The following is a 19,965-nucleotide window of genomic DNA, read 5'->3' as shown; positions in this document are numbered from 1 at the left end:
GGCCGACCGGCCGGGCCCCTCGCGCGCGCTTAGCCCCGGGTGCGCCAGACGACGGGACGAATGTCGCCAGCCGCGTTCTGAACGGCTCCCAGGACGGCGCCGGCGTCGGTGAACTTGACGATGGTGCGCAGGGTCCAGCCGGCGGGCAGCGTCAGCGGGACGCGGACGCCGTTCGTCCACAGGTAGGGCTGCTGAACGCCGGCCGTGGTCGTCGCGACCAGGATGACCCGGCCGCCGCTCGCGACGGCCGCCGCGGTGGTGGCGGTCTCGCCGGCCGCCACCCCGAGCGGCACCAGCGCACCGTCGCGCCACAGCGCGGCCTCGGCGGGCTGTCCGGGAGCGGCGAGCAGCTGACCGACCACGGAGCCGTCACTGGCGAGCGCGTCCACGGGCCCACCCGCGGGCGAGCACCCGAGCGTCGCCGTCCGGCCGCCGGTCGGCAGCGCGACCTCGGTACCGGGGACGCCGCCGCGATGCACCCCGATGACCTGGGCGGGGGCCGGGTTGATGACGACGCCGCTGTAGGCGACCGAACCGTCCGGCTGGATCGCCGACAGGCAGGCCGAGCCGATCGAGAAGGCGGAGATCACCGGCAGCGACACCGTCGAGCCGGACCGCCACACGACCGCGCGGCCCGTGGTGCCCATCCCGACACCGCTGATCGCGCCGAGCAGGACCGTGCCGGGGCCGCCGATGGACACCGCGGTCACGATCCGGGCGCCCGCCAGCTCCGGCGTTCCGGCCAGCGCGGTCGTGCTGCCGTCCCGCGCGAAGAGCGTCGCGGTGCCGCTGATCGTGTCACCGGTCTCGACCGCCCAGTGGCCAGGGCCGACGGCGGTGGTCGTCGAGCTGCCGGGCGGCCCGAGCGCGGTGGTCTGCAGGCCGGAGACGGACCAGCGCACCGGCTGCTGGCCGGCTGCCGTGGTCAGCGTCCCCCCGGCCTCCCCGAGGTCGGTGACGCCCGTGACGGTCGCGCTGGTGGCGCCGGCCGGCAGGCTGAGCGTCTGCTTGACGTAGCCGGTCGGGGTGGGCAGCCAGCGCAGCGGCGTGCTCGGCGAGGTCCCGCCGGGGATGTTCGCCGGCGGTGGGGCCTGGGTGGTGCCGACGACCACCCCGGTCGGGGAGATGTCGACAGCGCCGGTCTGCGACTGGTCGCCGGCCAGCAGGATCGGCGGGATCGCCTGGGGCGACGCCGGCGCGGCCGTCGCCGGCGACGCGGTGAGGACGGCGGCGGCGAGCACCGGCCCGCCCAACAAGGTGCCAACACGTAACGCGGCATTGCGTGGGTAGAAGGTCACAGGATGCCTTGATAGTCCGATTTGACCCTCCCGGCAATGTCGGAAAACGTCCCGACTACAAAACTCCTGGTGACGGCCCCACGCCGGTCGATCGGCGCCGAGACGACTCGCGCGCGGCCGGCTCGGGTGGCCCGCGCCCGGCCTCGACCGCGCGGCCGCGCCGGGCGCGGACGGGATCCGTGTAGGCCCACCGGCTCGCCAGCCGGCTCGAAGGTGCCGCTACGCACTTCGGCCCCGAGCGGGAATCCACGGTCGAGAGATAGAGATGTAGTCAGGTCGCACCAACGGCACCGGCAATGACCCTCGGCCCGTCAGGCCTATTTTGCGACTCAGCAAATACCCATCTATCGGCGCAAAGTCAAGTCACCGTCGATGCGCTTCGATGAAGCGCGGGACGACGGACGGCACCTGCGGCGATTGGGCCCCATCGAGGAGCGGCGATATGGAGTTACCCAGGCCCAGTACAGCGCGGCGAGTTGCCGCGCTGGCACTCAGCGTCAGCAGCTTAGCCGTCGCCCTGACCGCCTGCGGCCAGGGCGACGGAACCGCGTCGGGCAGCGTTTCCTGCTCGACCTCGGCACCCGGCGTCACGAAGACCGAGATCAAGGCAGGCCTGCTGTGGGGGGACAGCGGGAGCGGTGCCAGCAGCATGCGGGCCTTCCGGGCCGGGGTTGACGCGCGACTCGACTTGGAGAACGACCGAGGCGGCGTCAACGGACGCAAGATCACGTATGCCTGGCGCGACGACGCGTCGGACCAGAACATCAACCTTCTCGGCGCAAGACAGCTCGTCGACGAGGAAAAGGTCTTCGGGATCATAGAGGCACCCGGCGCCACCACCGGATCGGTCGCCTGGCTCGGCCAACGGAATGTTCCGGTCACCGGCCTGGCCAGCGATCCCGGCTGGGTAGGCCTGGCCAACATGTTCTCGTTCTATTATCTCGGTAACGGTTCCAGTACCGTTTACGGCGACGTCATTCGAGCCCAGGGTGGAACGCGCGCCGCGCTCATTACCACTGGTAGCAAGTCCGAGCTCGACTTCAGTCGCCAGTACAGCGCGAGCCTGGCCGCGGCACACGTGCAGATCGTCAAGGAATTCCCGGTGTCCGAGAGCACCGGATATCAGAACATGGCCCAGCAGCTGAAGCAGAACAACATCGACACTCTTGCCGGGGTCCTGCTGCCGGATGCCGCCGTCAACATCCTTCCGGCCGCCCGCGCCCTCGGTGTCCAGCTCAAGGTCGTCATCATGCCCTTGGGCTACGACCCGAAGCTGCTCCAGACGGAGGGTCCCGCGCTCGCCGGGACGCTGATCTCGACCGAGACCCGGCCGTGGCAGCTGAACACCCCGGAGCAGAAGACCTTCCTGGACGCGATGAACCAGTATTCGCCGGAGATCCAGCCGCCGAACCAGGACAGCGGGGCCGACGGGTACGTGTCCGCCGACCTGTTCGTCCGCGGGCTGAAGGCCGCCGGGCCGTGCCCGACCCGGGAGTCCTTCATCGCCGGGCTGCGCGCGGTGCGGGACTACGACGGCGCCGGGCTCGTCCCCGGCAACATCGACCTCTCCCAGAACTACAAGCAGCCCAGGCCCTGCTACTACTTCGTCCAGGTCAGCAAGGACGGCAAGCAGTTCGTGCCGCTGTTCGACGGCCAGCCGCAGTGCGGCAGCCCGATCAGCGCGCAGCAGATGGACCAGCTGCTGTCCTGAGCCACGGCCGGTGCGCTCGCCCGCCGCGACGAGAACTCGGCCGGCGAGCGCATCGGCTCCCGGCCCGGCCGGCGTCAGAGCGCCTGCTGGCCCCGCTTGCGCAGCCGGGGAATCCGGTCGAAGTACACGGCGAGCCGGGCGGCCTGGTCGAAGAACTCGGTCATGCGGGTGGAGTCGTCGTCGAGGTGGGCGAGCGTCTCGGCGCCGAGATAGAAGGCGACGGCCGCGTTCGCGAGCACGGGCATCCGGATCACCGTGGCGAACGGCTTGCCGGTCAGCAGGGTGGTGAGCAGCTCGACGGCGACCTCCTCCCACCGGCGGGTCTCCAGCGCGAGCTGGGCGGCGAGCCGCGAGCCAGGCCGTGCCCCGGCGTAGATCTCCTGGACGGCGGCGATGTGCCCGACCTCGGTGTCCTCCAAATAGAGCGCGCGCAGCGCCTCCACCGCCGGACCGGCCCGGTCGATGCCGGCCAGCGCCTCCCGGTAACGCTGGACGCGCCCCTCGCAGGTGGTGGTCAGGGCTGCCACCAGGACGTCGTCCAGGTCGGTGAAGTGGTAGTAGATCACCCCTGGGGCGAAGCCGCCGACCTGCCCGATCGCCCGCGCCGTCGTGCCCCCGTAGCCGTGCCGCACGAGACAGGCGAGGGTGGCGTCGAGGACGCGCCCGCGGGTGTCAGCCACGGACCGCATGATCCTCCCCCGCCGGGCACGCCCAGGCGTCAGGGGCGAGTCGCGCGCTCAGGACGCGCCACACGTCGTCAGGCGAATCCCCGTTCGCGCAGCATCCCGTCCGCGACGATGCGGCTGCCCAGCACGCAGGCCACCGTGCCGAGGCCAGGCCAGGTCGAGTCACCGACCAGCCAGAGGCCGCGGCCACCCAGGTCGTGCGGGATGGCGTGCTGGTTGGAGTTGCCCAGGCGCTGGCGGACGCCACCCACCGCGCCACCCGGCCGGAACCCGAACCGTTCGTAACTGCGCGGGGTGCCCGTCTCGGCGATCACGGCCCGTTCCCCGAGCGCCGGGTAGGCACGCCGCGCGCAGGCGACGAGCACCTCGCCGATCCACTTCTTGCGCTGCTCGTACTCGGCCGGGCCGAGCCCCGCCCAGCCGGCCAGATCGGTGTGGGTGGAGATCATGACCGCGCGGTGGCCCGGCGGCGCGCTGAGGGTGTCCCCGGCCGCGGAGACGGAGAGGAACATGTTGTTCCCGTCGCCCAGCGGCTGGTCGTACGACCGCAGGAACTGGTGGTGGGTGAGCTCCTGCCCGGCCACCTCGCCGTCGGGCACGCCCAGGAACATCACGCACGCGCCACCGAGCGCGTCCGCGTCACGGTCCAGGTACGGACGCAGCCGGCCGGCGACCGGAAGGCCCGCGCAGATCGCGGCCGTGGCCGCGGCGGGCACCGCGGCCACGATCCGGCGGGCGTGGACCGGGCCCCGCCGGGTCGCCAACCGGTAGGCGCCCGTCTCGCCGTCGACGCGCGAGACCGGGCTGCCCGCCCGCAGCTGGCCGCCAAGCCTTCGGTAGTGCGCCACGAGTGCGCGCCAGAAGCCGCTCATGCCGCCGGCGTGGCGGCTGAGCCCGGCGCCCCGGATCGTCACGCCGAGCGCGGCGTTGATCAGCGGCGCGTCGTCGACGGACGCGTGCACGGTGTCCTCGACCAGCATCGCGAGCAGCCCGACGAGCGCGGCATCGTCGCGCAGGCGGTGCCGGCGCAGCGCGTCCCCGAGCGTCCAGGTCATGTAACGCGCGAGCGGCACGCCGGCCGGGCCGACGGCGCGCAGGTCGTGCAGCGCGTCGGCCGGCCCCCGGACCGGGAGGCGCACCCCGGCCCGGCTCGCCCGCCAGAACGTCCGCGCCAGCCGATCGAGCAGCGCCCAGAAGCGCCGGTGGCGGTCGGAGTCGCCGAGCGCGCGCAGCCGCTCGGCGTGCCACAGCGCCTGGTCCCGGTGCAGCACGACCTGGCGATCGGGCAGGTGCGCGACGTAGCCCGGCAGCTCCTGCGCGTCCAGTGGGCCCAGCCCCACCGACTCGATCAGCTCGGCGCCGACTCCCCCGGGCGCGAAGTCGACGAGCGTGGTCGCGCCGACGTCGAACGAGAAGCCCCGCCTGCGGTAGTAGCCCGCGCAGCCGCCGACGTGGCCATGGGCCTCCAGCACCACCGTCGAGACGCCCGCGGCCTGCAGCCGCAGCGCGGTCGCCATGCCGGCCGGGCCACCGCCGATCACCGCCACGTCGAACGGCCCGGTCCCCGGCCGCTCGTTCTGAACGTCCGTTCTGAACATTCGTTCACGATGCGCCGGATGATCCGGCGAGTCAATGGCTCGCTCCGGTGGTCGGAATTACCGGTTCGGCCGGGTTGACGGCACCGGCGCCGGGAAGGTCCGCAGGCAGGTGGGCACAGCCAGCCGGCACAGCCTTTCGGAAAGAGGAGCTGATTCGATGTCGAACCAGGACCCCGACCTCGACTTCCGTAACCCCGATGCGCTTGCCGAGGCCAAAGAGGGCCGACGCAGGGACGAGTCCGTCACCGGCGCGGACGGCGGTCCGATCGACGAAGAGGCGATGCGCGCCGCGGACGGCCTGACCACCACGGCGGCGCAGGACGCCGCCTACCGCGAGCACCTCGAGCGCGGCGCCCACCAGAAGGGCGAAGGCGCGCCCAACGTGTGACGACGAGCAAGCCCTCGGCGGGCGGGCGCGACCGGCACAGACCGGCGCGCCCGCCCGCCGACGTATGGGCGGGGTCCTGGCGGCGGCTCGTCAGGTCGAGTTCCCGAAGATCCCTGGGGGCACCGCTAGTCCATGATCGGGTGGATGCGAGGTAGCCCGGGATACCTCGAAGCCATCCGATCATGACCGGCCAGCGCGCCAGCCGACCGGGCCGGCGTGGCGTGGTCTCGTCGCGGCCCGCTCCAGGGGCGTGAGGACGTCCAGCGGGACGCGGTCCTCGAGCGTCAGGTAGTCCAGCGCGAGCCGGCGGACCACGTAGTCGACGACCGAGGTCACCTCGGGGATCTCCGGATCGTCGGTGAGCCCGGCGGGCTCGAACCGCGTGTCGGCGAACCGGCGGACGAACGTGGCCAGCGGGATGCCGGTCTGCAGGCCGGTCGAGATCGCGACGGCCACCGTGTCGAGCAGGCCATGCAGCGTCGTGCCGGGCCGGCCCATGATGAGTCGCAGGTCCGCGGGCGTGCCGTCCGAGCACCGCGAGGTGAGCAGGTAGCCCTGGGCGCCCCCGACGGTGAAGGACCTGGTGACAGCCGCGCGCTGCCGCGCGATGTGTCGCTCCTGCGTACCGGTGACCACCCAGCGCCTCCCGTTCACCATTCCCAGACAGGCCAGACCGCCGCACCACAACATGTTGGGCTCGACACGGAGCGCCTATCGAGGATGTTGGGCTCGGGCGGACTGGAGCCTATCGCCAGCCCTGCGGCGACTGTCCAGGTCTGGCCGTGGCGTGTCGCGGGCCGCCGGGCGAAGGCCCACGGACGGATTGGCGGTGCGCCGCCGCGCCGTGGCCGCCGGGCGCCAAACGCGCGACTGTGCGTGAGCCCGGCCCTAAAATATGTATATCTATCCCAGGTGAGATGAGGTCGCAGCGGATGGCTATCGAGGCCCAAGGGGGACCAGCCGCGGTCGGCACGAACGAGAGCGCGGCGCCCGAGGTGGTCAAGGGGCCCACCCGGGGCGGCCCACGGGTCACCGCCGCCTGGGTCCTGGCGCTCGTCGCGCTGGTCGCCGCCGTGGCAGGGGCGGTCGGGGGAACCGGTCCGGTCGGCGACGCCGCGCTGGGCCTGCTGACCGGCGTCGCGCTGCTGTTCAGCATCGTCCACGGTTCGCTCTCCGTGGGCTGGCGCGGTATCGGGACCTTCTTCGTGATCAGCTACGCGGTCGGGTTCGTCCTGGAGGCGACCAGCGTCGCGTACGGCTTCCCGTTCGGCTTCTACGTGCACAACACGGGCGGGCCCCGCCTTCTTGATATCCCGCTCGTGGTGCCGTCGGCCTACTTCGGATACGGCTGGATCGCCTGGGTGCTGGCCTGCGTGATCGGACGCGGCACGCCGGCCCGGTCGGTGGGCTTCGAGCGCTTCACCACGCCTCTGGTCGCGACGCTGATCCTCACCGGCTGGGACTTCGCCTTCGACGCGGTGTTCGCGACGGTCGATTCCCGGTACCGGTACACCCACCCGGGCGGCTACTTCGGCGTACCCGTCTCGAACTTTCTCGGGTGGCTGCTTACCGGCTGGATCATCACGCAGGTCTTCGCGCTGGTCGAGCAGAAGGCCGCCACCCGGACACCACCGGCCGCCCGGGCTCACTGGGCCCTCCCGAGCGTGGTGTGGGCGGCGCCCATCCTTCCACTGCTCGGGTGCTTTCTGTCCCCGCCCGCGGGAAAGGTCACCGTGGGCGGCAGAACGTTCGTGTCGGCCGACATCTACGGGTCGGCATTCGTCGTCAGCCTGCTGACGCTTGGCCTCGTCGCCGCGCTGGCTCTGATCAGGGCGCTCGCCCCGACCGGGACCGCACCGGATGCGACACGCGACGCGCAGCTCCGCGCATTGCCCTGACCTGGCCATTCGTCAAGAAGTCGCGCGGCACGCGGAGTCACCCGTCCCGTTCACCGGGCGTTAGATTCGGTCGGTAGCGTGGCCCCGGGAGGGTGCCATGGAAAGCAGATTCGAGCTGCGGTATCTCGCCGCCTTCCTGGCGATCGCCGAGGAGCTGCACTTCGGGCGCGCCGCGGCCCGCCTCCATATGGGTCAGCCTTCCCTCAGCCAACAGCTGCAGCGACTGGAACGCTCCGTCGGCGTCGAGCTCGTGCAGCGCGCTCCCCACCAGGTGAAGCTGACACCCGCCGGCCGCGTCTTCGAACTGGAGGCCCGCCGTCTCCTCGATCAGGCCGATCGAGCGGTCCGGGTGACCAGGGAAGCCGCCTCCGGACGGACCGGCTCGATCTCGATCGGGTTCAACTTCCCCGCCGGGCAGCGAATCCTGGAGCCGACCCTGCGACGGTTGAACGCGGATTATCCGAGGATCTCGACCCAGCTCTGGGAGGCCCGCAGCGGGCCGCAGCTGACGGCTCTCGCCGACGGCAAGCTCGACGTCGCGCTCGCCTTCGCCGGGCCGCTCGCCGCCGCGCTGCGGTCACGGCGGCTGCTGACCGTGCCCCTGGTCGCCGTCGTCGGCGGGCGGCATCCGTGGGTCAACCGGGGGCAGGTCGCGTTCCGCGAGCTCGCCGAGCAGCGGTGCGTGCTCTTCCGCCGGCACGAGAGCCCGGCGATGCACGACGCGATCCTCGCCGCCGCGGACCTCAGCGGCATCCGGCTGACCATCGCCGACGAGGTGGACGACTCCGGCGCCACGGGCCTCGTCGTCACGACCCGCGACCTGGTCGGGTTCGCCTCCACGGCGCGCGGCGCGGCGCTGCCGACCCCTGGCATGGCCGCCGTGCGGCTCGTCGACCCGGTACCGACCGTCGGGGTGTACGCGGTCTGGCGTCCCGACCCGCAGCCGGTGGTCGGCGCTTTCCTGCGCAGCCTCGACGGCGCCGGACCGTTCTCCGAGCAGGCCCAGGCCGCCGCCCCCGGGTCAGCCTCGCCGGGTATGCGACCGGTCTGAGACGCTGAGCACCTCGGGGACGGCCTGCTCCACGGCGGTCCACGGACGCGGAGGGAATCGATGGCGTCAGGCGCGGAGCGGATCCAGGTTCGGGCCGGGGTCCTCGACGTGACACTCGAGCGCAGCGGCAGCCGCGACGGCCGGCCGGTGGTCCTGCTGCACGGGTTCCCCTACGACGCCCGGTGCTACGACGAGGTCGCGCGGCTGCTGGCGGCCGAGGGCGCCGACGTGGTCGTGCCGTACCTGCGCGGCTACGGGGAGACCAGGTTCACGCAGGCCTCGACCCCGCGGTCAGGGCAGCAGGCGGCGCTGGCGCACGACCTGCTGGCGCTGATCGACGTGCTCGGCCTGGAATCGCCGCTGGTCGCCGGCTACGACTGGGGCGGTCGGGCGGCGTGCGTCGTCTCCGCGCTGTGGCCGCGCCGGGTGGGCGGGCTGGTCACGGCCACCGGCTACAACATCCAGGACATCGCGGCCTCGTCGACGCCCCGGCGACCCGAGTTGGAAAGGCGGCTGTGGTACCAGTACTACCTGCACGGCGAGCGCGGCGTACGAGGCCTGGCCGCCTACCGGTCGGAGTTCGCCCGGCAGTTGTGGCGCGAATGGTCCCCGACCTGGGGCTTCTCGGAGACCGCCTTCGCCGCGTCCGCGCGGTCCTTCGACAATCCCGACTTCGTCGACGTGGTCGTCCACTCCTACCGGCACCGCTATGGACTCGTCGCCGGCGACCCGGCCTACGAGCCGACCGAAGCCGCCCTGGCGCTCCAGCCCCCGATCACCGTGCCGACCGTCGTGCTGGACGGCGAGCACGACACCGTCCAGCCGCCCAAGCCGCGCGCCGCGTATGAGCCCCACTTCCCGGCCCTGGTCGCCCACCGCGTGCTCAATGCCGGCCACAATGCGCCGCAGGAGGCCCCGGCCGATTTCGCCCGCGCCATTACCGACCTGTGGGCAGCGCTCTAACCACGACCCGTGACCCGTACGGCCAGGTGCAGCGCCTGACGGAAACCCGGCCGCCGGCCCGCGGCGGCATGTCGCGCGTCTCGGGCGCATCCCCGGCCACCGGACCGGCCCGCGTGGGGGCAACGCCACGCGAACCGACACACTCGCGTCACACGAAGTCGGATTCGGAAACCGTTTCGACCCGCGGCGACGGAATCCTACCGACCCGTTCGATTTACCAGCGGATTGCGACGGCATCTTGCGACCCGCGGCCCGTGGCGGCTGCGCGCCGGACGCCGCGAGGTTGTCCCGGAGTCCCGATCGAGCGGCCTTGCCGCGCATCAGACCGCCGAGTTTCCTGGCGTTGCAGCGTTCCGCGGCCGTTCGCGGCATGCCAGGCAGGCAAAGGGGAAAGATGACGACGAGCGTCCGCGGCGCTATGGGCTCGCGAGACCCGGTCTACATCATCCGGGGTGGACCAACCCGAACCACGCAGGTCGGTCCGGGCGTGCCGATGCGGCCCGCCACCATAGCCCCCGATCGTTGCCATCGCAACGAACCCGATGGTCAGATGCCCGACATCCCCGCATCCGCGGCACCTTGGCCGTATCATTCGCAGCTACCGGGGCGGGTGGTCGGGGAGCCCGCCGGTAGGCCCATCGCCTCGTCTGACGCGCCGGCGGCGCACACGCGAAGTGACCGGAGAAAGGACCTGCGCAGTGCCGCGAACCCATCCTTCCGCAAGCCTTCCGGCCTCAGCCCGGACGGTGTGTGGGTGAGCCTCTCGGGAGCGCGCCCCAAAGGGCCACGCCCAGATCTGAAGGATGGGCCGCAGAAAGTCCTCCTGACCCGGCTGAACGAACTCAACAATCCTTATCGGGTCAGCTACGAAATGGTTTCCCGCCAGCTCTGGTCGGACCAGGCACCGACCAAGATCCAGCGTTCCCGGACGCGGGATCTGAGCCGCCAGCTCCGTGGCGAGAAGGCCATCGAATGGCGGGTCGTCGAGATCTACGTCGACCTGCTTTTCCCCGCGACCGACCCACTGCGGGCGAGCGAGCTCATCGTCCTGCGCGACCTGCACACGCAGGCGTTCGGGACGACCGTGGACCCCGACGGCGCCCCGTCCCCGGAGCCGGAGGCGGCGCCGATCGACCCGGCCTACGTCGCCGAGCTGGAACGCCAGCTCGAGGAGGCCCGGACCCGTGCGTCCTTCGCCACCGCGCTGCTCGTGATCGTGCAGGCGGAGAACACGACGCTGCGGGGCCGCAACTCGTCCTTCGACTGGTTCCACCAGCCGGCCCGCGCCGGCAGTGGGCGGTCGGCGGCCGAGGGCGGCTCCCGCTCCCGGTCCGGCCGGCGAGCGGCGACGGACCAGCACGCGTCGAGCTCGACCAACGGGCGGACCACGACCGGCCGGGCCGGTGGCACCCGGTCTGGCGCCCCGAACGCCGCGGGCACCCCCTCCGCGCCCGCGGCCAGTTCCACCCCGAGGACGGGACGCCGGGAGCCCGGTCCTAACGCCGAGGGCGAGGTCTTCCGGTCCGCCGATCCGGTGACGACGCCGATCGTCCGGCGCCAGGGCTACCGGGCCGGGCAGCGCCGCCGCCCCGCCACGACCAGGGCGACCCTCGCCGACGCCTTCCCGACCGGCCCCCGGGCGGTGGTCCACCCCACCACCGCGCCGCCGGCCCCGGCGTCGACGCTGGCCACCCCCGCCCGCGGTCGCTCGACGTCGAACTCCCTGCACCGCGCCCCGACACCCGACCCGCCCGCCGACGAGTCCGGCCTGGACGTCCTGGTCAGCCGCGAGAAGCGCCGCCGCGGCAAGAACACCTAGCCGTCGAGCCAGTAGCCGTCGAGCCAGTAGCCGTCGAGCCAGTAGCCGTCGAGGCAGCGAGCACACAAGAGCCACGATCGAGAGCCCAGGGGGACCGCCCCCTGGGCTCTCGCGGATCCGGGATCGATCGGTCCTGACCCGTTGACAAAGGTAGTGAGTCACCACTACCTTTCTGCCATGCCCGCGACGACAGCCGAATCCGGTCGGACCCGGATGCGCGCCACCGAACGGCGCGCTGGCCTCCGCGCGGTCGCCGTCGCAACACGCATGCAGGCGGCGCAGTTCGATCGGGCCGAGCCTGGCCCCCTTTTTTTGACCTCGCTATGCAGTGACGACTCACTACCTAAGGAGGGCGGACCGATGACCACCCCACGGACTCGAACCGTCTGGACGTTCGTCATCACCTCGCTGGCCGCGTTCATGGTGTCGCTGGACAATCTGGTGGTCACCTTCGCGCTCCCCCAGATCCGGGCCGACCTCGGCTCGGGCCTCGAAGGCCTGGAATGGACGGTCAACGCCTATACGCTGCCGTTCGCGGTCCTGCTGCTGATCGGCGCGGCCCTCGGCGACCGGCTGGGCCGCCGCCGGATCTTCACCCTCGGGCTGACGGTCTTCACGGCCGGAAGCGCGGCGGCGGCCCTCGCCCCGTCCATCGGTGTCCTCATCGCGGCGCGGGCCGTGCAGGGCGCGGGCGCGGCGCTCGTCCTGCCGCTCACCCTGACGATCCTGTCCGCGGCGGTCCCCGCGAACCGCCGGGGCGCCGCCCTCGGCGTGTGGGGCGCGGTCTCCGGTCTGGCGGTCGCGCTCGGCCCGCTCATCGGCGGAGCCATCACCGACGGCGCCGCCTGGCAGTGGATCTTCTGGCTGAACGTCCCGATCGGCGTCGTCGCCATCCCGCTCGCCCTGCGGCGGCTCGACGAGACCCGCGGCCCGTCCACCCGGCTCGACCTGCCGGGCGTCCTCGTCGGCGCGGCCGGCCTCTTCGGCGTCACCCTTGGCCTGGTCCGCGGCGAAGGGCATGGCTGGACCAGTACGCCGGTGTTGGCCAGCCTGATCCTCGGCGGCGTCGCCGTCGCGGCGTTCGTCGCCTGGGAGCGGCGCCTGGAGGCCCGCGGCGGCCAGCCGATGCTCCCGATGAGCCTGTTCCGCAACCGTGGGTTCGCCGCCGTCAACGTCGCCACGATCCTGTTCTCGGTCGGCATGTTCGGCGCGATCTTCCTGCTGGCCCAGGCGCTGCAGAACGTCTTCGGCTACTCGCCGCTTGAGGCCGGCCTGCGCACCCTGCCCTGGACCGCCATGCCGCTGCTGATCGCTCCGCTCGCCGGGCCGCTGTCCGACCGGATCGGCGGGCGGCCGCTGCTGGTCACCGGCCTGCTGTTGCAGGCGGCCGGCCTGGCCTGGATCGCCGCCACGATGAGCACCGGGATGAGCTACAGCCAGATGGTGCCCGCCTTCACCCTGGCCGGTCTGGGCATGTCGCTGTTCATCGTGCCCATCGCCACCGTCGCCCTCGGCTCCGTCCGGCCCGACCAGCAGGGTCTCGCCTCCGGCACCAACAACGCGGTCCGCGAGTTCGGCGGGGTCCTCGGCATCGCCGTGCTGTCCTCGGTGTTCGCCAGCCGGGGCGGGTACGGCGACCCGGAGCACTTCATCAACGGCATCACCCCCGCGCTCTGGGTCGGCGTCGCAGCCCTCGTCGCCGGCGCCCTGGCCGGGCTCGTCCTCCCCGGCCGGCCGACCAGCGCCGCCACCCCGGCGACAGCGGATGCGACGACCACGCGGCCGATCCTGGAGCCCGCCGCGATCTGACCCGCGCAACCACCGCGCAACACCACTTCGAGCACGCCGAATGCCGGTCCGGCCCAGCCTGGACCGGCATTCGGCGTCGCGCGTCCAGCCCTTGACACCCAGGCTGAGATGCGACGCGCCCCTTAGTTAGCGCTTGTTGCGCGCCACGATGATGGGGGCGAGGACCCGCACCAGATGGTGCGGCTTGCCAGTTTTCATGTAGCGCTCGCACGCGCGCGCATTCGCGAAGCGGCCGAGCGAGCTCCAGTCGACCGTCCAGCCGGCGTGCGCGGCGAGCTGGCGCAGGAACGCGCGCTGGGTTCGCCCGTTGCCCTCGCGGAACGGGTGGATGGCGTTCAGGTCGCCGTACACCAGGGCGAACCCGCCGACGAACGGTTCCCAGTCCATCCCGACGAGGAGCTTGCGGGCCGCGACCCGCTCGAACAGGGCGTCGAGCCGTTCGATGAGCTGCCCACCGGGAGTGAACGGCTGGCCGTCCTTGGAGATGTCACCCTGGCGGAACTGGCCGGCCCAGTCGTAGACGTCCTGGAACAGGTAGCGGTGGAAGCCCCGCAGGTGATCCGTGTCGTAGTTGCCGGGCAGGAACGCCGTGTCGAGCTGGAGCCTGCGGGCGCGCACGACCTCGTGCTCGGCCTTGTGGAACTCCTCGCGGTCCCGGATGCCGAGCAGGTTCTGCAGGCAGTCCGTACCCGGCCAGACGTACGGGTCGTCATCCATCGACGGCCCGGCCGGGCGCTGTGATCAACGTGCCCCGGTCCCGCCGCGGTGCCGGTTCCAGCCCGTTGCGCGTGCCGTCGCGCTTCACCCGCCACCTCCGCTGCCGTGGGTGTTCCCAGCGACCTTTCTACAGCGATTCAGGCCGGTACGCGGTGGTCGTGATCACAGCGGGAACGGGCGGATGACGTCGCGGACCGCCGGAGGTCGATCCGAGGGTCAGGTCCAGCCCGTCCAACGTCCGCGGCAGACGTTGGACGGGCTGGCGCGGGGGGCGTCGAGTTCGGCGGCGGGCGGGGGCCCTATCCGGTGAGCCCCGTCTTGAAGGCCCGGAATTTCAGCGTCGCCGGGACTGAATACCCGGACGCGTCCGCCGGGCCGGTACAGGTGACGGTCACCGGGCCGACGTAGACCTGGATCCATCCCTCCCGACCTGGCGCTCCCGCGGGAAGCGGCAGGCTCGCCGGATGGAGCGCCGCCTTGGCCTCCAGATCCTTCGGCCCGTTCGGCGCCTGGCTCGCCGACTGAAGGCAAGCCTGTTCCATCGCGCTCTGCCGCTGCGGGGTGAGGTCCGACCCTCCACCTGGCGGGTCCGCCCACGCGTCCAGCCGGCTGAGGAACTGTCCGGTGGAGTCGAAGGCGTAGAACGTCAGGTGCTGGTCCCAGGCCGGGAAGTTCGCGCCCTCGACCTTGAACCGGGCCAGGAATACGCCGCCGTCGAGAATGGGGACTACGACGCTCTCGCCGGTCGGGAACACGGCGAGCACCATCGCCACGTCCGGAGCTGCCCGCCCGGCGCCGTACCGGGCGTGGGCCCAGTCGCCACCCCGGTAGTAGAACGTGGTGAGCGGGGCCGTGGATGGCAGCAGGTACTGCTCATAGGCGAACGCCGTCTGCTCTTCGTCGGCGGTGGCGCGGTCGAAGGCGGGGGCGCCGTTCGCGTCGGTAGGGATCGTGCACACCAGGAACTGGGTCTCGCTCGCGAGGACGGCGACGAATCCCTGCTTGTCCTGGAACGCTCCGAACGCCCGGTAGGTGATCCCAGGCGATTCGCCAGGAATTTGGCACCGGCGGACGAGGGTCGCCTTCTGGCCCTCGGTCAGCGGCACGGGACGGGGCGCGTCCACCAGGTGAATCTTGATGGGGGCCTGCCCGGCCGCCCCCGGCACCTCGATGGGCACCGGTGGCGGCGGCTTCGCCGCGGCGGCCACCGCCGATTCGGCGCCGCCGGCGGGTGTCGTCCGGTGGCGCAGGTCGAGTGGCCCGACACCGAGGACGGCGACGGCGATCACCGCCGCGGCGACGGTGGCGACCAGGCCGGCCCGCCGGATCGTGCGGCTTCGCCGCTCACGGGCGATCCGCGTCTTGGTCCCCGCCCAGGTGGTGGCGGTTGGCCGGACCCTCACCTGGTCCGCCGCCGTCCGGAGCCAGTCGGCGACGTCCTCGCGGGTCGGGGCTTCGAGAGTCTGTCGCGTCTCGCGCGACCGCGGGCTGTCGTTCACTGTGCTTCCCTCCTGATCGCGGTGACCCGGGGATCGGTGAGGCGGGGCGCGGTGCTGCCGGACGCGGCGGCCAGGGCCCGTGACGACGGGCCGAGATCGGACAGGGCCGGGTGGGTCCGCAGCTTGGCCAGTCCCTTCGACGCCTGGCTCTTGACCGTCCCGACCGAACAGCCGAGCAGGGCCGCGACCTCTGTCTCGGCCAGGTCGTCGCAGTAGCGCAGGATCACGACAGCGCGCTGCCGCTGCGGCAGGCTGGCCAACGCCTGGACCAGGCCGGCGCGGTCCTCCACCGCGCCGAGCTCCGGCGAGCGGCCCGGCCGGTCCGGCGGGTGGGCCACGAGGACCTGGTGCGGCCGCCGTCGGCGGAACCGCCGGGCGTTCGCGTTCACCATCACCCGTCGCACGTACGCGTCGGGCCGGTCGTGCGACCGCACGCGTTTCCAGACCCGGAAGGTGCGCGCGAGCGCGGTCTGCGTCAGATCCTCCGCCTCACCGAAATCGCCGGTCAGCAGGTAGGCGAAGCGCAACAGTCCAGGCAGCCGGGCGACGAAGTAGTCATCGAATGCGTCGTCCTCGATATCCATGCGACCTCCTCGCCCCACCAGAGGCCAAGGCGGGCGCGAACGGTTGCCTGGGAACAGGCAGATAAATGGGGCGTCGTCCCCCACGGACGCCGTCGCGTGACGGACCCGTCGCGTAACCGACCTACCGGACGGGAAGATCGATAGGGTATACATGGCCCGGTATCGACGGTGCCGCGCCGGCAGGAGGCCATGCGCGGTGCCCCGCTGCGTCAGGGGGGTGACGTGAGCGAGGTCCCGGCGGGCGTGGAACCACTCGACGACTTCGACCCACACCAGCTCGGCCCGTACACCTTGCTGGGCCGGCTCGGGCACGGCGGCATGGGCACCGTCTACCTCGGCCGCCGAGCCGCCGCCGAGACCGGCGCAGCGGATCCCGCCACCGGTGGGAACAGTGTGACGGAGCCGGCCACGGCCGGGCCGCTGCTGGCGATCAAGGTGATCCGCCCCGAGCTGGCTACCGTCGCCGAGTTCCGGGAACGTTTCGCCCGCGAGGCGCGGGCCGCGCAGAGTGTCCACAACGCCTATACGGCCGCGGTCCTCGACGTCAACATCACGGGCAGCCGCCCCTATCTCGTCACCGAGTACGTCGACGGCCCGACTCTGTCCGACCGGATCCGCCGCAACGGGCCGCTGCCGGCGGCCCAGCTGGAGTGGCTGGCCGGCGCGGTCGCCGACGCGCTGCGCGCGATCCACGCCGCCGGCGTGATCCACCGCGACCTGAAGCCCGGCAACATCCTGCTGTCCCCGTTCGGCGCCCGCGTCATCGACTTCGGCATCGCCCGCGCCCTCGACACGACCACGATGGCCACCCAGAGCGCCATCGGTACCCCGGCGTTCATGGCCCCGGAGCAGGTCCTCAACGAGGGGGTCACCTCCGCCGTCGACATCCACGCGTGGGGCGCGGTCCTCGTGTTCGCCGCCACCGGCAACGCCCCGTTCGCCGGCGACACGATCCCGAAGGTCATGCGCCAAGTCCTCGAGGTGACCCCGGACCTCACCAGCCTCCCGGGCACGCTGCGGCCGCTCGCCGCCCGCGCGCTGGCCAAGGATCCCGCCGCCCGTCCCACCGCGGCCGAGCTGGGCGACGCGGTCAGGCAGATCCATACACCACCGCCGACCCCGACCTCGGAGATGAGCACCTACAGCCCGGACCGGACGGCCACCCGCGCTCAACCGCCGGTGACCGGCCCGCCGCCCACCCCGCGGCCGGCGAGCGCCACCGCGTCGCCGCCCGCGCCGCGCCCGGCGACGCACGACGGCCCGCGCGGCGACACCGGCTCCTCGACCGGGATGTCGGAGGCAGGCACCCACCTGGCCGACCCGGGACCCGGCCGCCAGGCTGTCCCGGCGAACGTGACCGACCAGGACCCGGGCCCCTGGCCCCGTCCGCGGCGCCAACGGCGTCGCGCGGTCCTCGCCGCCGGCCTGGCGGTCGTCGTCGTTCTCGCCGGGGCCGTCACCGCCTTCGCGCTTCAGGGCAGCGGCGGTGACGGAGGCGGCGAGCCAGCGACGTCCGTCTCGGGTACGCCGTCGTCGAGCGGGAACTTCCGCGCGCTGGGAGACCGGCTGACCGACGCCAAGGACCAGGTGTGGGGTGTGGCCACCACGCCCGACGGCAGCACCCTCGCGGCCGCCAGCCAGAACGGCACGGTGACGCTGTGGGACATCTCGCGGCCCGCGAAGCCGCGAGCGCTGCCGTCCCTGTCCACCGGTGACACGACCGGGATGATGGCGGCGGCCTTCGCCCCGGGCGGGCGCACCCTCGCCAGCGGCAGCCGGAACGGCACGGTCCAGCTGTGGGACGTCTCGAACCCCGGGGCGGCGCGGCGACTGGGCGCACCGATCGTCGCCGCGGGCGGCGGGCCGGCGTGGTCGGTCGGTTTCGCTCCGGTCGGGAACCTGCTCGCCAGCGGCGACGGCAACGGCACGGTGCGGGTGTGGAATGTGTCCAGCCCGCAGGCACCGGTCATGGCCGGCCAGCCGTTCCACTTCGACGGCGGCCAGGTGTGGTCCGTGGCGTTCTCGCCCGACGGATCGATTCTCGCGACGGCGGGCCAGGACGGCTCGGTCGGACTGTGGGACGTCTCCAACCCGCAGGCGCAGCCACAGCCGCTTGGCACGTTGCCCGTCCAGTCCGGCAACGGCGTCAAGGCTGTCGAGTCGCTGGCCTTCACCCCTGACGGGCACACCCTCATCACCGGCAGCATCGACCATGCCGTGCGGTTGTGGGACATCACCGTGCCGTCGGTTCCGCGGCTGCTCGCCGCTCCGAGTCAGCCCAACCAGGTGTGGGCGGTCGCGTTGACGCTGGACGGCCGCGTTCTGGCCACCGCGGGCGCCGACCGCACCATCAGGTTCTGGGACATCTCCGACCCGACCGCACCGCGCCCGGTCGGCACCCCGCTGACCGGCCACACCGACACGATCACGAAGCTGGCGTTCACGCCCGACGGGCACACCCTTGTCAGCGGCAGCCGGGACAAGACGGTGCGCCTGTGGACGTCGGGCTGAGGTAAGGAGTCAGCTGTTCGCCTCGATGTATTCCGCGGCGTCCTTGCTCTTCGTGTTCACGCCCGCGCCGTCCCGGTGGTCGGCATAGAACTGGAGCCACCGCATCGCCAGCTGGTGGCGCAGTTCGGGGCTGGTGCTCTTGATGAAATCCGGGATCGCCTCGCGTTCCTCTTCATCGAGGTGCTTGCCGTTCTCGGTCCGGGCCGCGCCGACCGCCTCGAACCAGACCTTGGTGCCGACCCGGTGGGAGCGGGCGTCCGTCACGGCCGCTCGGATCTTGTTGTGGTCGTCGATCGCGTCCTCGGTCTCCTCCTCAGGATCGCCGGAGTCGCCCTTCTTCAGCAGAGTCGGGTAGAAAACCGTCTCCTCCGCGTCCGCGTGGGTGTCCAACCGGGTCGCGAGCGCCTCCCACACCGCCGTCAACTCGGCGTTGCCGGTCGCGTAGTCGAGGTAGAAGAACTGGCGCCGCAGCCAATCGTGATCGGCGTAGACCAGATCGACGATGTCAGCCATTCAGGGTCTCCTCATGCGTTCTCGCCGGCCGCCGGACCATCGGCGCCGCGGTGACGACGTGCCACCCGGCGCAGCTGGACCATGCGGACGATTCCCGGAATGGCGACCAGCAGCGCACCCGCGACGGCGGCGAACAGCATCGCCACCGCGAGTGGCAGGTGGCCGTGGGAGCCCAGGAACGACACCTTGACCCGCTGGCCGTTCTGCAAAATGAAGATCAGCAGAATCAGGAGGACGAGGGCGAACAGAACTACCGCCGACCAGACCTGACTCGTCCGCGTCGAGCGCACGACATGCTGCTGGACGACGGGCGGCGTTTCGACTGGCTCGGGCGGCCGTGGGTCCGGCACCGGGTCGACTGTTGTCATACCCGCCCCTTACCCACGTTCCGTCCGGTTAGCCCGTTTACAGACCTTCTCGCCGGACCTGGTCCGGCCCGGGAACCTCGGGCGCACGCGAAGGGCGGCTGCGGGGCCTTGAGGGCACCGCAGCCGCCCTTCGCGTGGATGTTGCCGACGGACCCGGCCGCCTGGCGCGAGGCGCGCGCCGGCCGATCAGTCGTGTGGGTGGGCTGACGGGGATCGGTCTCGCATACCTCGTCAGCGAAGGACGCGGCGGTGGGTCGCGGCCCGGTAGACCAGCAGCACGATGATGGCGCCGATGATGGACCCGACGATCCCGGACGGCTGGAGCGCCCCCTCGTTGAGGTCCTTGCCGAAGATGAGGTAACCGAGGAATCCGCCGAGAAACGATCCGACGATGCCGAGGACGATGGTTCCGACCCAGCCCATCGGGTCACGGCCGGGCACAAGGAAACGAGCAATCGCGCCGGCGACCAGGCCGAGCAAAAGCCAGAAGATGATGGTCCAGACCACGGGATCCTCCAGGTAGACAAAGCACTTTCGACGATCACCCGTCGT

General features: G+C 72.0%; 18 protein-coding genes. 8 read left to right on the top strand and 10 right to left on the bottom strand.

The features are described 5' to 3' along the window. Nucleotides 1-29: 29 nt before the first annotated feature. Nucleotides 30-1,298 (bottom strand): hypothetical protein, encoded by a 1,269-nt coding sequence (locus FRAEUI1C_RS02240; RefSeq protein ID WP_013421653.1) that lies wholly within the window; start codon nucleotides 1,296-1,298, stop codon nucleotides 30-32. Between the two features lie 442 nt (nucleotides 1,299-1,740). On the opposite strand from FRAEUI1C_RS02240, the gene FRAEUI1C_RS02235 reads away from it, so the two are divergent. Then, nucleotides 1,741-3,009, top strand: coding sequence for an ABC transporter substrate-binding protein (locus tag FRAEUI1C_RS02235; RefSeq protein WP_013421652.1), 1,269 nt, complete (start codon nucleotides 1,741-1,743; stop codon nucleotides 3,007-3,009). A 74-nt stretch (nucleotides 3,010-3,083) separates the two neighbouring features. Here FRAEUI1C_RS02235 and FRAEUI1C_RS02230 read toward each other — a convergent pair whose 3' ends face one another. After that, nucleotides 3,084-3,698, bottom strand: coding sequence for a TetR/AcrR family transcriptional regulator (locus tag FRAEUI1C_RS02230; protein ID WP_013421651.1), 615 nt, complete (start codon nucleotides 3,696-3,698; stop codon nucleotides 3,084-3,086). A 68-nt stretch (nucleotides 3,699-3,766) separates the two neighbouring features. Then, a complete protein-coding gene (locus FRAEUI1C_RS02225; RefSeq protein ID WP_013421650.1) occupies nucleotides 3,767-5,293 on the bottom strand; it encodes a phytoene desaturase family protein in 1,527 nt (508 codons plus the stop codon). Between the two features lie 157 nt (nucleotides 5,294-5,450). Here FRAEUI1C_RS02225 and FRAEUI1C_RS02220 point away from each other — a divergent pair, with 157 nt between their 5' ends. Next, nucleotides 5,451-5,681 (top strand): hypothetical protein, encoded by a 231-nt coding sequence (locus FRAEUI1C_RS02220; protein ID WP_013421649.1) that lies wholly within the window; start codon nucleotides 5,451-5,453, stop codon nucleotides 5,679-5,681. Nucleotides 5,682-5,861: 180 nt separating this feature from the next. On the opposite strand, the gene FRAEUI1C_RS02215 is transcribed toward FRAEUI1C_RS02220, so the two are convergent. Beyond that, entirely contained in the window at nucleotides 5,862-6,317 is a 456-nt protein-coding gene (locus FRAEUI1C_RS02215; protein WP_013421648.1) for a TSCPD domain-containing protein, read from the bottom strand. 296 nt (nucleotides 6,318-6,613) lie between these two features. Between FRAEUI1C_RS02215 and FRAEUI1C_RS02210 the strand changes: the two genes are divergently transcribed. From FRAEUI1C_RS02210 to FRAEUI1C_RS02190, 5 genes are all read left to right on the top strand, one after another. After that, entirely contained in the window at nucleotides 6,614-7,579 is a 966-nt protein-coding gene (locus FRAEUI1C_RS02210; protein WP_013421647.1) for a carotenoid biosynthesis protein, read from the top strand. Nucleotides 7,580-7,676: 97 nt separating this feature from the next. After that, nucleotides 7,677-8,630 carry a LysR family transcriptional regulator gene (locus FRAEUI1C_RS02205; protein ID WP_013421646.1) on the top strand — a complete coding sequence of 318 codons (954 nt, stop codon included), beginning with the start codon at nucleotides 7,677-7,679 and terminating at the stop codon, nucleotides 8,628-8,630. Between the two features lie 60 nt (nucleotides 8,631-8,690). After that, a complete protein-coding gene (locus FRAEUI1C_RS02200; protein WP_013421645.1) occupies nucleotides 8,691-9,593 on the top strand; it encodes an alpha/beta fold hydrolase in 903 nt (300 codons plus the stop codon). Nucleotides 9,594-10,347: 754 nt separating this feature from the next. Then, nucleotides 10,348-11,412, top strand: a complete 1,065-nt coding sequence (locus tag FRAEUI1C_RS02195) for a hypothetical protein (RefSeq protein ID WP_157734782.1) — start codon at nucleotides 10,348-10,350, stop codon at nucleotides 11,410-11,412. Nucleotides 11,413-11,772: 360 nt separating this feature from the next. Continuing rightward, nucleotides 11,773-13,221: a DHA2 family efflux MFS transporter permease subunit gene (locus FRAEUI1C_RS02190; RefSeq protein ID WP_013421643.1), complete on the top strand. Its 1,449-nt coding sequence runs from the start codon at nucleotides 11,773-11,775 to the stop codon at nucleotides 13,219-13,221. Nucleotides 13,222-13,347: 126 nt separating this feature from the next. Here FRAEUI1C_RS02190 and FRAEUI1C_RS02185 read toward each other — a convergent pair whose 3' ends face one another. From FRAEUI1C_RS02185 to FRAEUI1C_RS02175, 3 genes are all read right to left on the bottom strand, one after another. Then, nucleotides 13,348-13,938, bottom strand: a complete 591-nt coding sequence (locus FRAEUI1C_RS02185; protein WP_013421642.1) for a Fic/DOC family protein — start codon at nucleotides 13,936-13,938, stop codon at nucleotides 13,348-13,350. A gap of 299 nt (nucleotides 13,939-14,237) precedes the next feature. Continuing rightward, nucleotides 14,238-15,437 carry a hypothetical protein gene (locus tag FRAEUI1C_RS02180; RefSeq protein ID WP_013421641.1) on the bottom strand — a complete coding sequence of 400 codons (1,200 nt, stop codon included), beginning with the start codon at nucleotides 15,435-15,437 and terminating at the stop codon, nucleotides 14,238-14,240. Beyond that, entirely contained in the window at nucleotides 15,434-16,021 is a 588-nt protein-coding gene (locus tag FRAEUI1C_RS02175; protein WP_013421640.1) for a SigE family RNA polymerase sigma factor, read from the bottom strand. The genes FRAEUI1C_RS02180 and FRAEUI1C_RS02175 overlap by 4 nt, the downstream gene beginning before the upstream one ends. A gap of 222 nt (nucleotides 16,022-16,243) precedes the next feature. Between FRAEUI1C_RS02175 and FRAEUI1C_RS02170 the strand changes: the two genes are divergently transcribed. After that, nucleotides 16,244-18,532 (top strand): WD40 repeat domain-containing serine/threonine protein kinase, encoded by a 2,289-nt coding sequence (locus tag FRAEUI1C_RS02170; protein WP_198318692.1) that lies wholly within the window; start codon nucleotides 16,244-16,246, stop codon nucleotides 18,530-18,532. Between the two features lie 9 nt (nucleotides 18,533-18,541). Here the strand turns inward: FRAEUI1C_RS02170 and FRAEUI1C_RS02165 are convergent, their stop codons facing one another. The 3 genes from FRAEUI1C_RS02165 to FRAEUI1C_RS02155 form a co-directional block, all read right to left on the bottom strand. Continuing rightward, nucleotides 18,542-19,045, bottom strand: coding sequence for a hemerythrin domain-containing protein (locus FRAEUI1C_RS02165; protein WP_013421638.1), 504 nt, complete (start codon nucleotides 19,043-19,045; stop codon nucleotides 18,542-18,544). 11 nt (nucleotides 19,046-19,056) lie between these two features. Continuing rightward, nucleotides 19,057-19,413 carry a lipopolysaccharide assembly protein LapA domain-containing protein gene (locus FRAEUI1C_RS02160; protein ID WP_013421637.1) on the bottom strand — a complete coding sequence of 119 codons (357 nt, stop codon included), beginning with the start codon at nucleotides 19,411-19,413 and terminating at the stop codon, nucleotides 19,057-19,059. A 231-nt stretch (nucleotides 19,414-19,644) separates the two neighbouring features. Next, complete coding sequence (locus FRAEUI1C_RS02155) at nucleotides 19,645-19,920, bottom strand: GlsB/YeaQ/YmgE family stress response membrane protein (RefSeq protein ID WP_013421636.1); 276 nt, start codon at nucleotides 19,918-19,920, stop codon at nucleotides 19,645-19,647. Nucleotides 19,921-19,965: the final 45 nt, after the last annotated feature.

The organism is Pseudofrankia inefficax, assembly GCF_000166135.1.
Lineage (GTDB): Bacteria > Actinomycetota > Actinomycetes > Frankiales > Frankiaceae > Pseudofrankia > Pseudofrankia inefficax.
This window is presented reverse-complemented; position numbering and strand designations above follow the sequence as displayed.

What these genes read in the sequence shown, in the direction of transcription:
- FRAEUI1C_RS02210 (WP_013421647.1), top strand. Translation starts at nt 6,614, where the DNA reads ATGGCTATCGAGGCCCAAGGGGGACCAGCCGCGGTCGGCACGAACGAG.
- FRAEUI1C_RS02185 (WP_013421642.1), bottom strand. Translation starts at nt 13,938, where the DNA reads ATGGATGACGACCCGTACGTCTGGCCGGGTACGGACTGCCTGCAGAAC.
- FRAEUI1C_RS02225 (WP_013421650.1), bottom strand. Translation starts at nt 5,293, where the DNA reads ATGTTCAGAACGGACGTTCAGAACGAGCGGCCGGGGACCGGGCCGTTC.
- FRAEUI1C_RS02220 (WP_013421649.1), top strand. Translation starts at nt 5,451, where the DNA reads ATGTCGAACCAGGACCCCGACCTCGACTTCCGTAACCCCGATGCGCTT.
- FRAEUI1C_RS02165 (WP_013421638.1), bottom strand. Translation starts at nt 19,045, where the DNA reads ATGGCTGACATCGTCGATCTGGTCTACGCCGATCACGATTGGCTGCGG.
- FRAEUI1C_RS02190 (WP_013421643.1), top strand. Translation starts at nt 11,773, where the DNA reads ATGACCACCCCACGGACTCGAACCGTCTGGACGTTCGTCATCACCTCG.
- FRAEUI1C_RS02175 (WP_013421640.1), bottom strand. Translation starts at nt 16,021, where the DNA reads ATGGATATCGAGGACGACGCATTCGATGACTACTTCGTCGCCCGGCTG.
- FRAEUI1C_RS02205 (WP_013421646.1), top strand. Translation starts at nt 7,677, where the DNA reads ATGGAAAGCAGATTCGAGCTGCGGTATCTCGCCGCCTTCCTGGCGATC.
- FRAEUI1C_RS02160 (WP_013421637.1), bottom strand. Translation starts at nt 19,413, where the DNA reads ATGACAACAGTCGACCCGGTGCCGGACCCACGGCCGCCCGAGCCAGTC.
- FRAEUI1C_RS02200 (WP_013421645.1), top strand. Translation starts at nt 8,691, where the DNA reads ATGGCGTCAGGCGCGGAGCGGATCCAGGTTCGGGCCGGGGTCCTCGAC.
- FRAEUI1C_RS02230 (WP_013421651.1), bottom strand. Translation starts at nt 3,698, where the DNA reads ATGCGGTCCGTGGCTGACACCCGCGGGCGCGTCCTCGACGCCACCCTC.
- FRAEUI1C_RS02235 (WP_013421652.1), top strand. Translation starts at nt 1,741, where the DNA reads ATGGAGTTACCCAGGCCCAGTACAGCGCGGCGAGTTGCCGCGCTGGCA.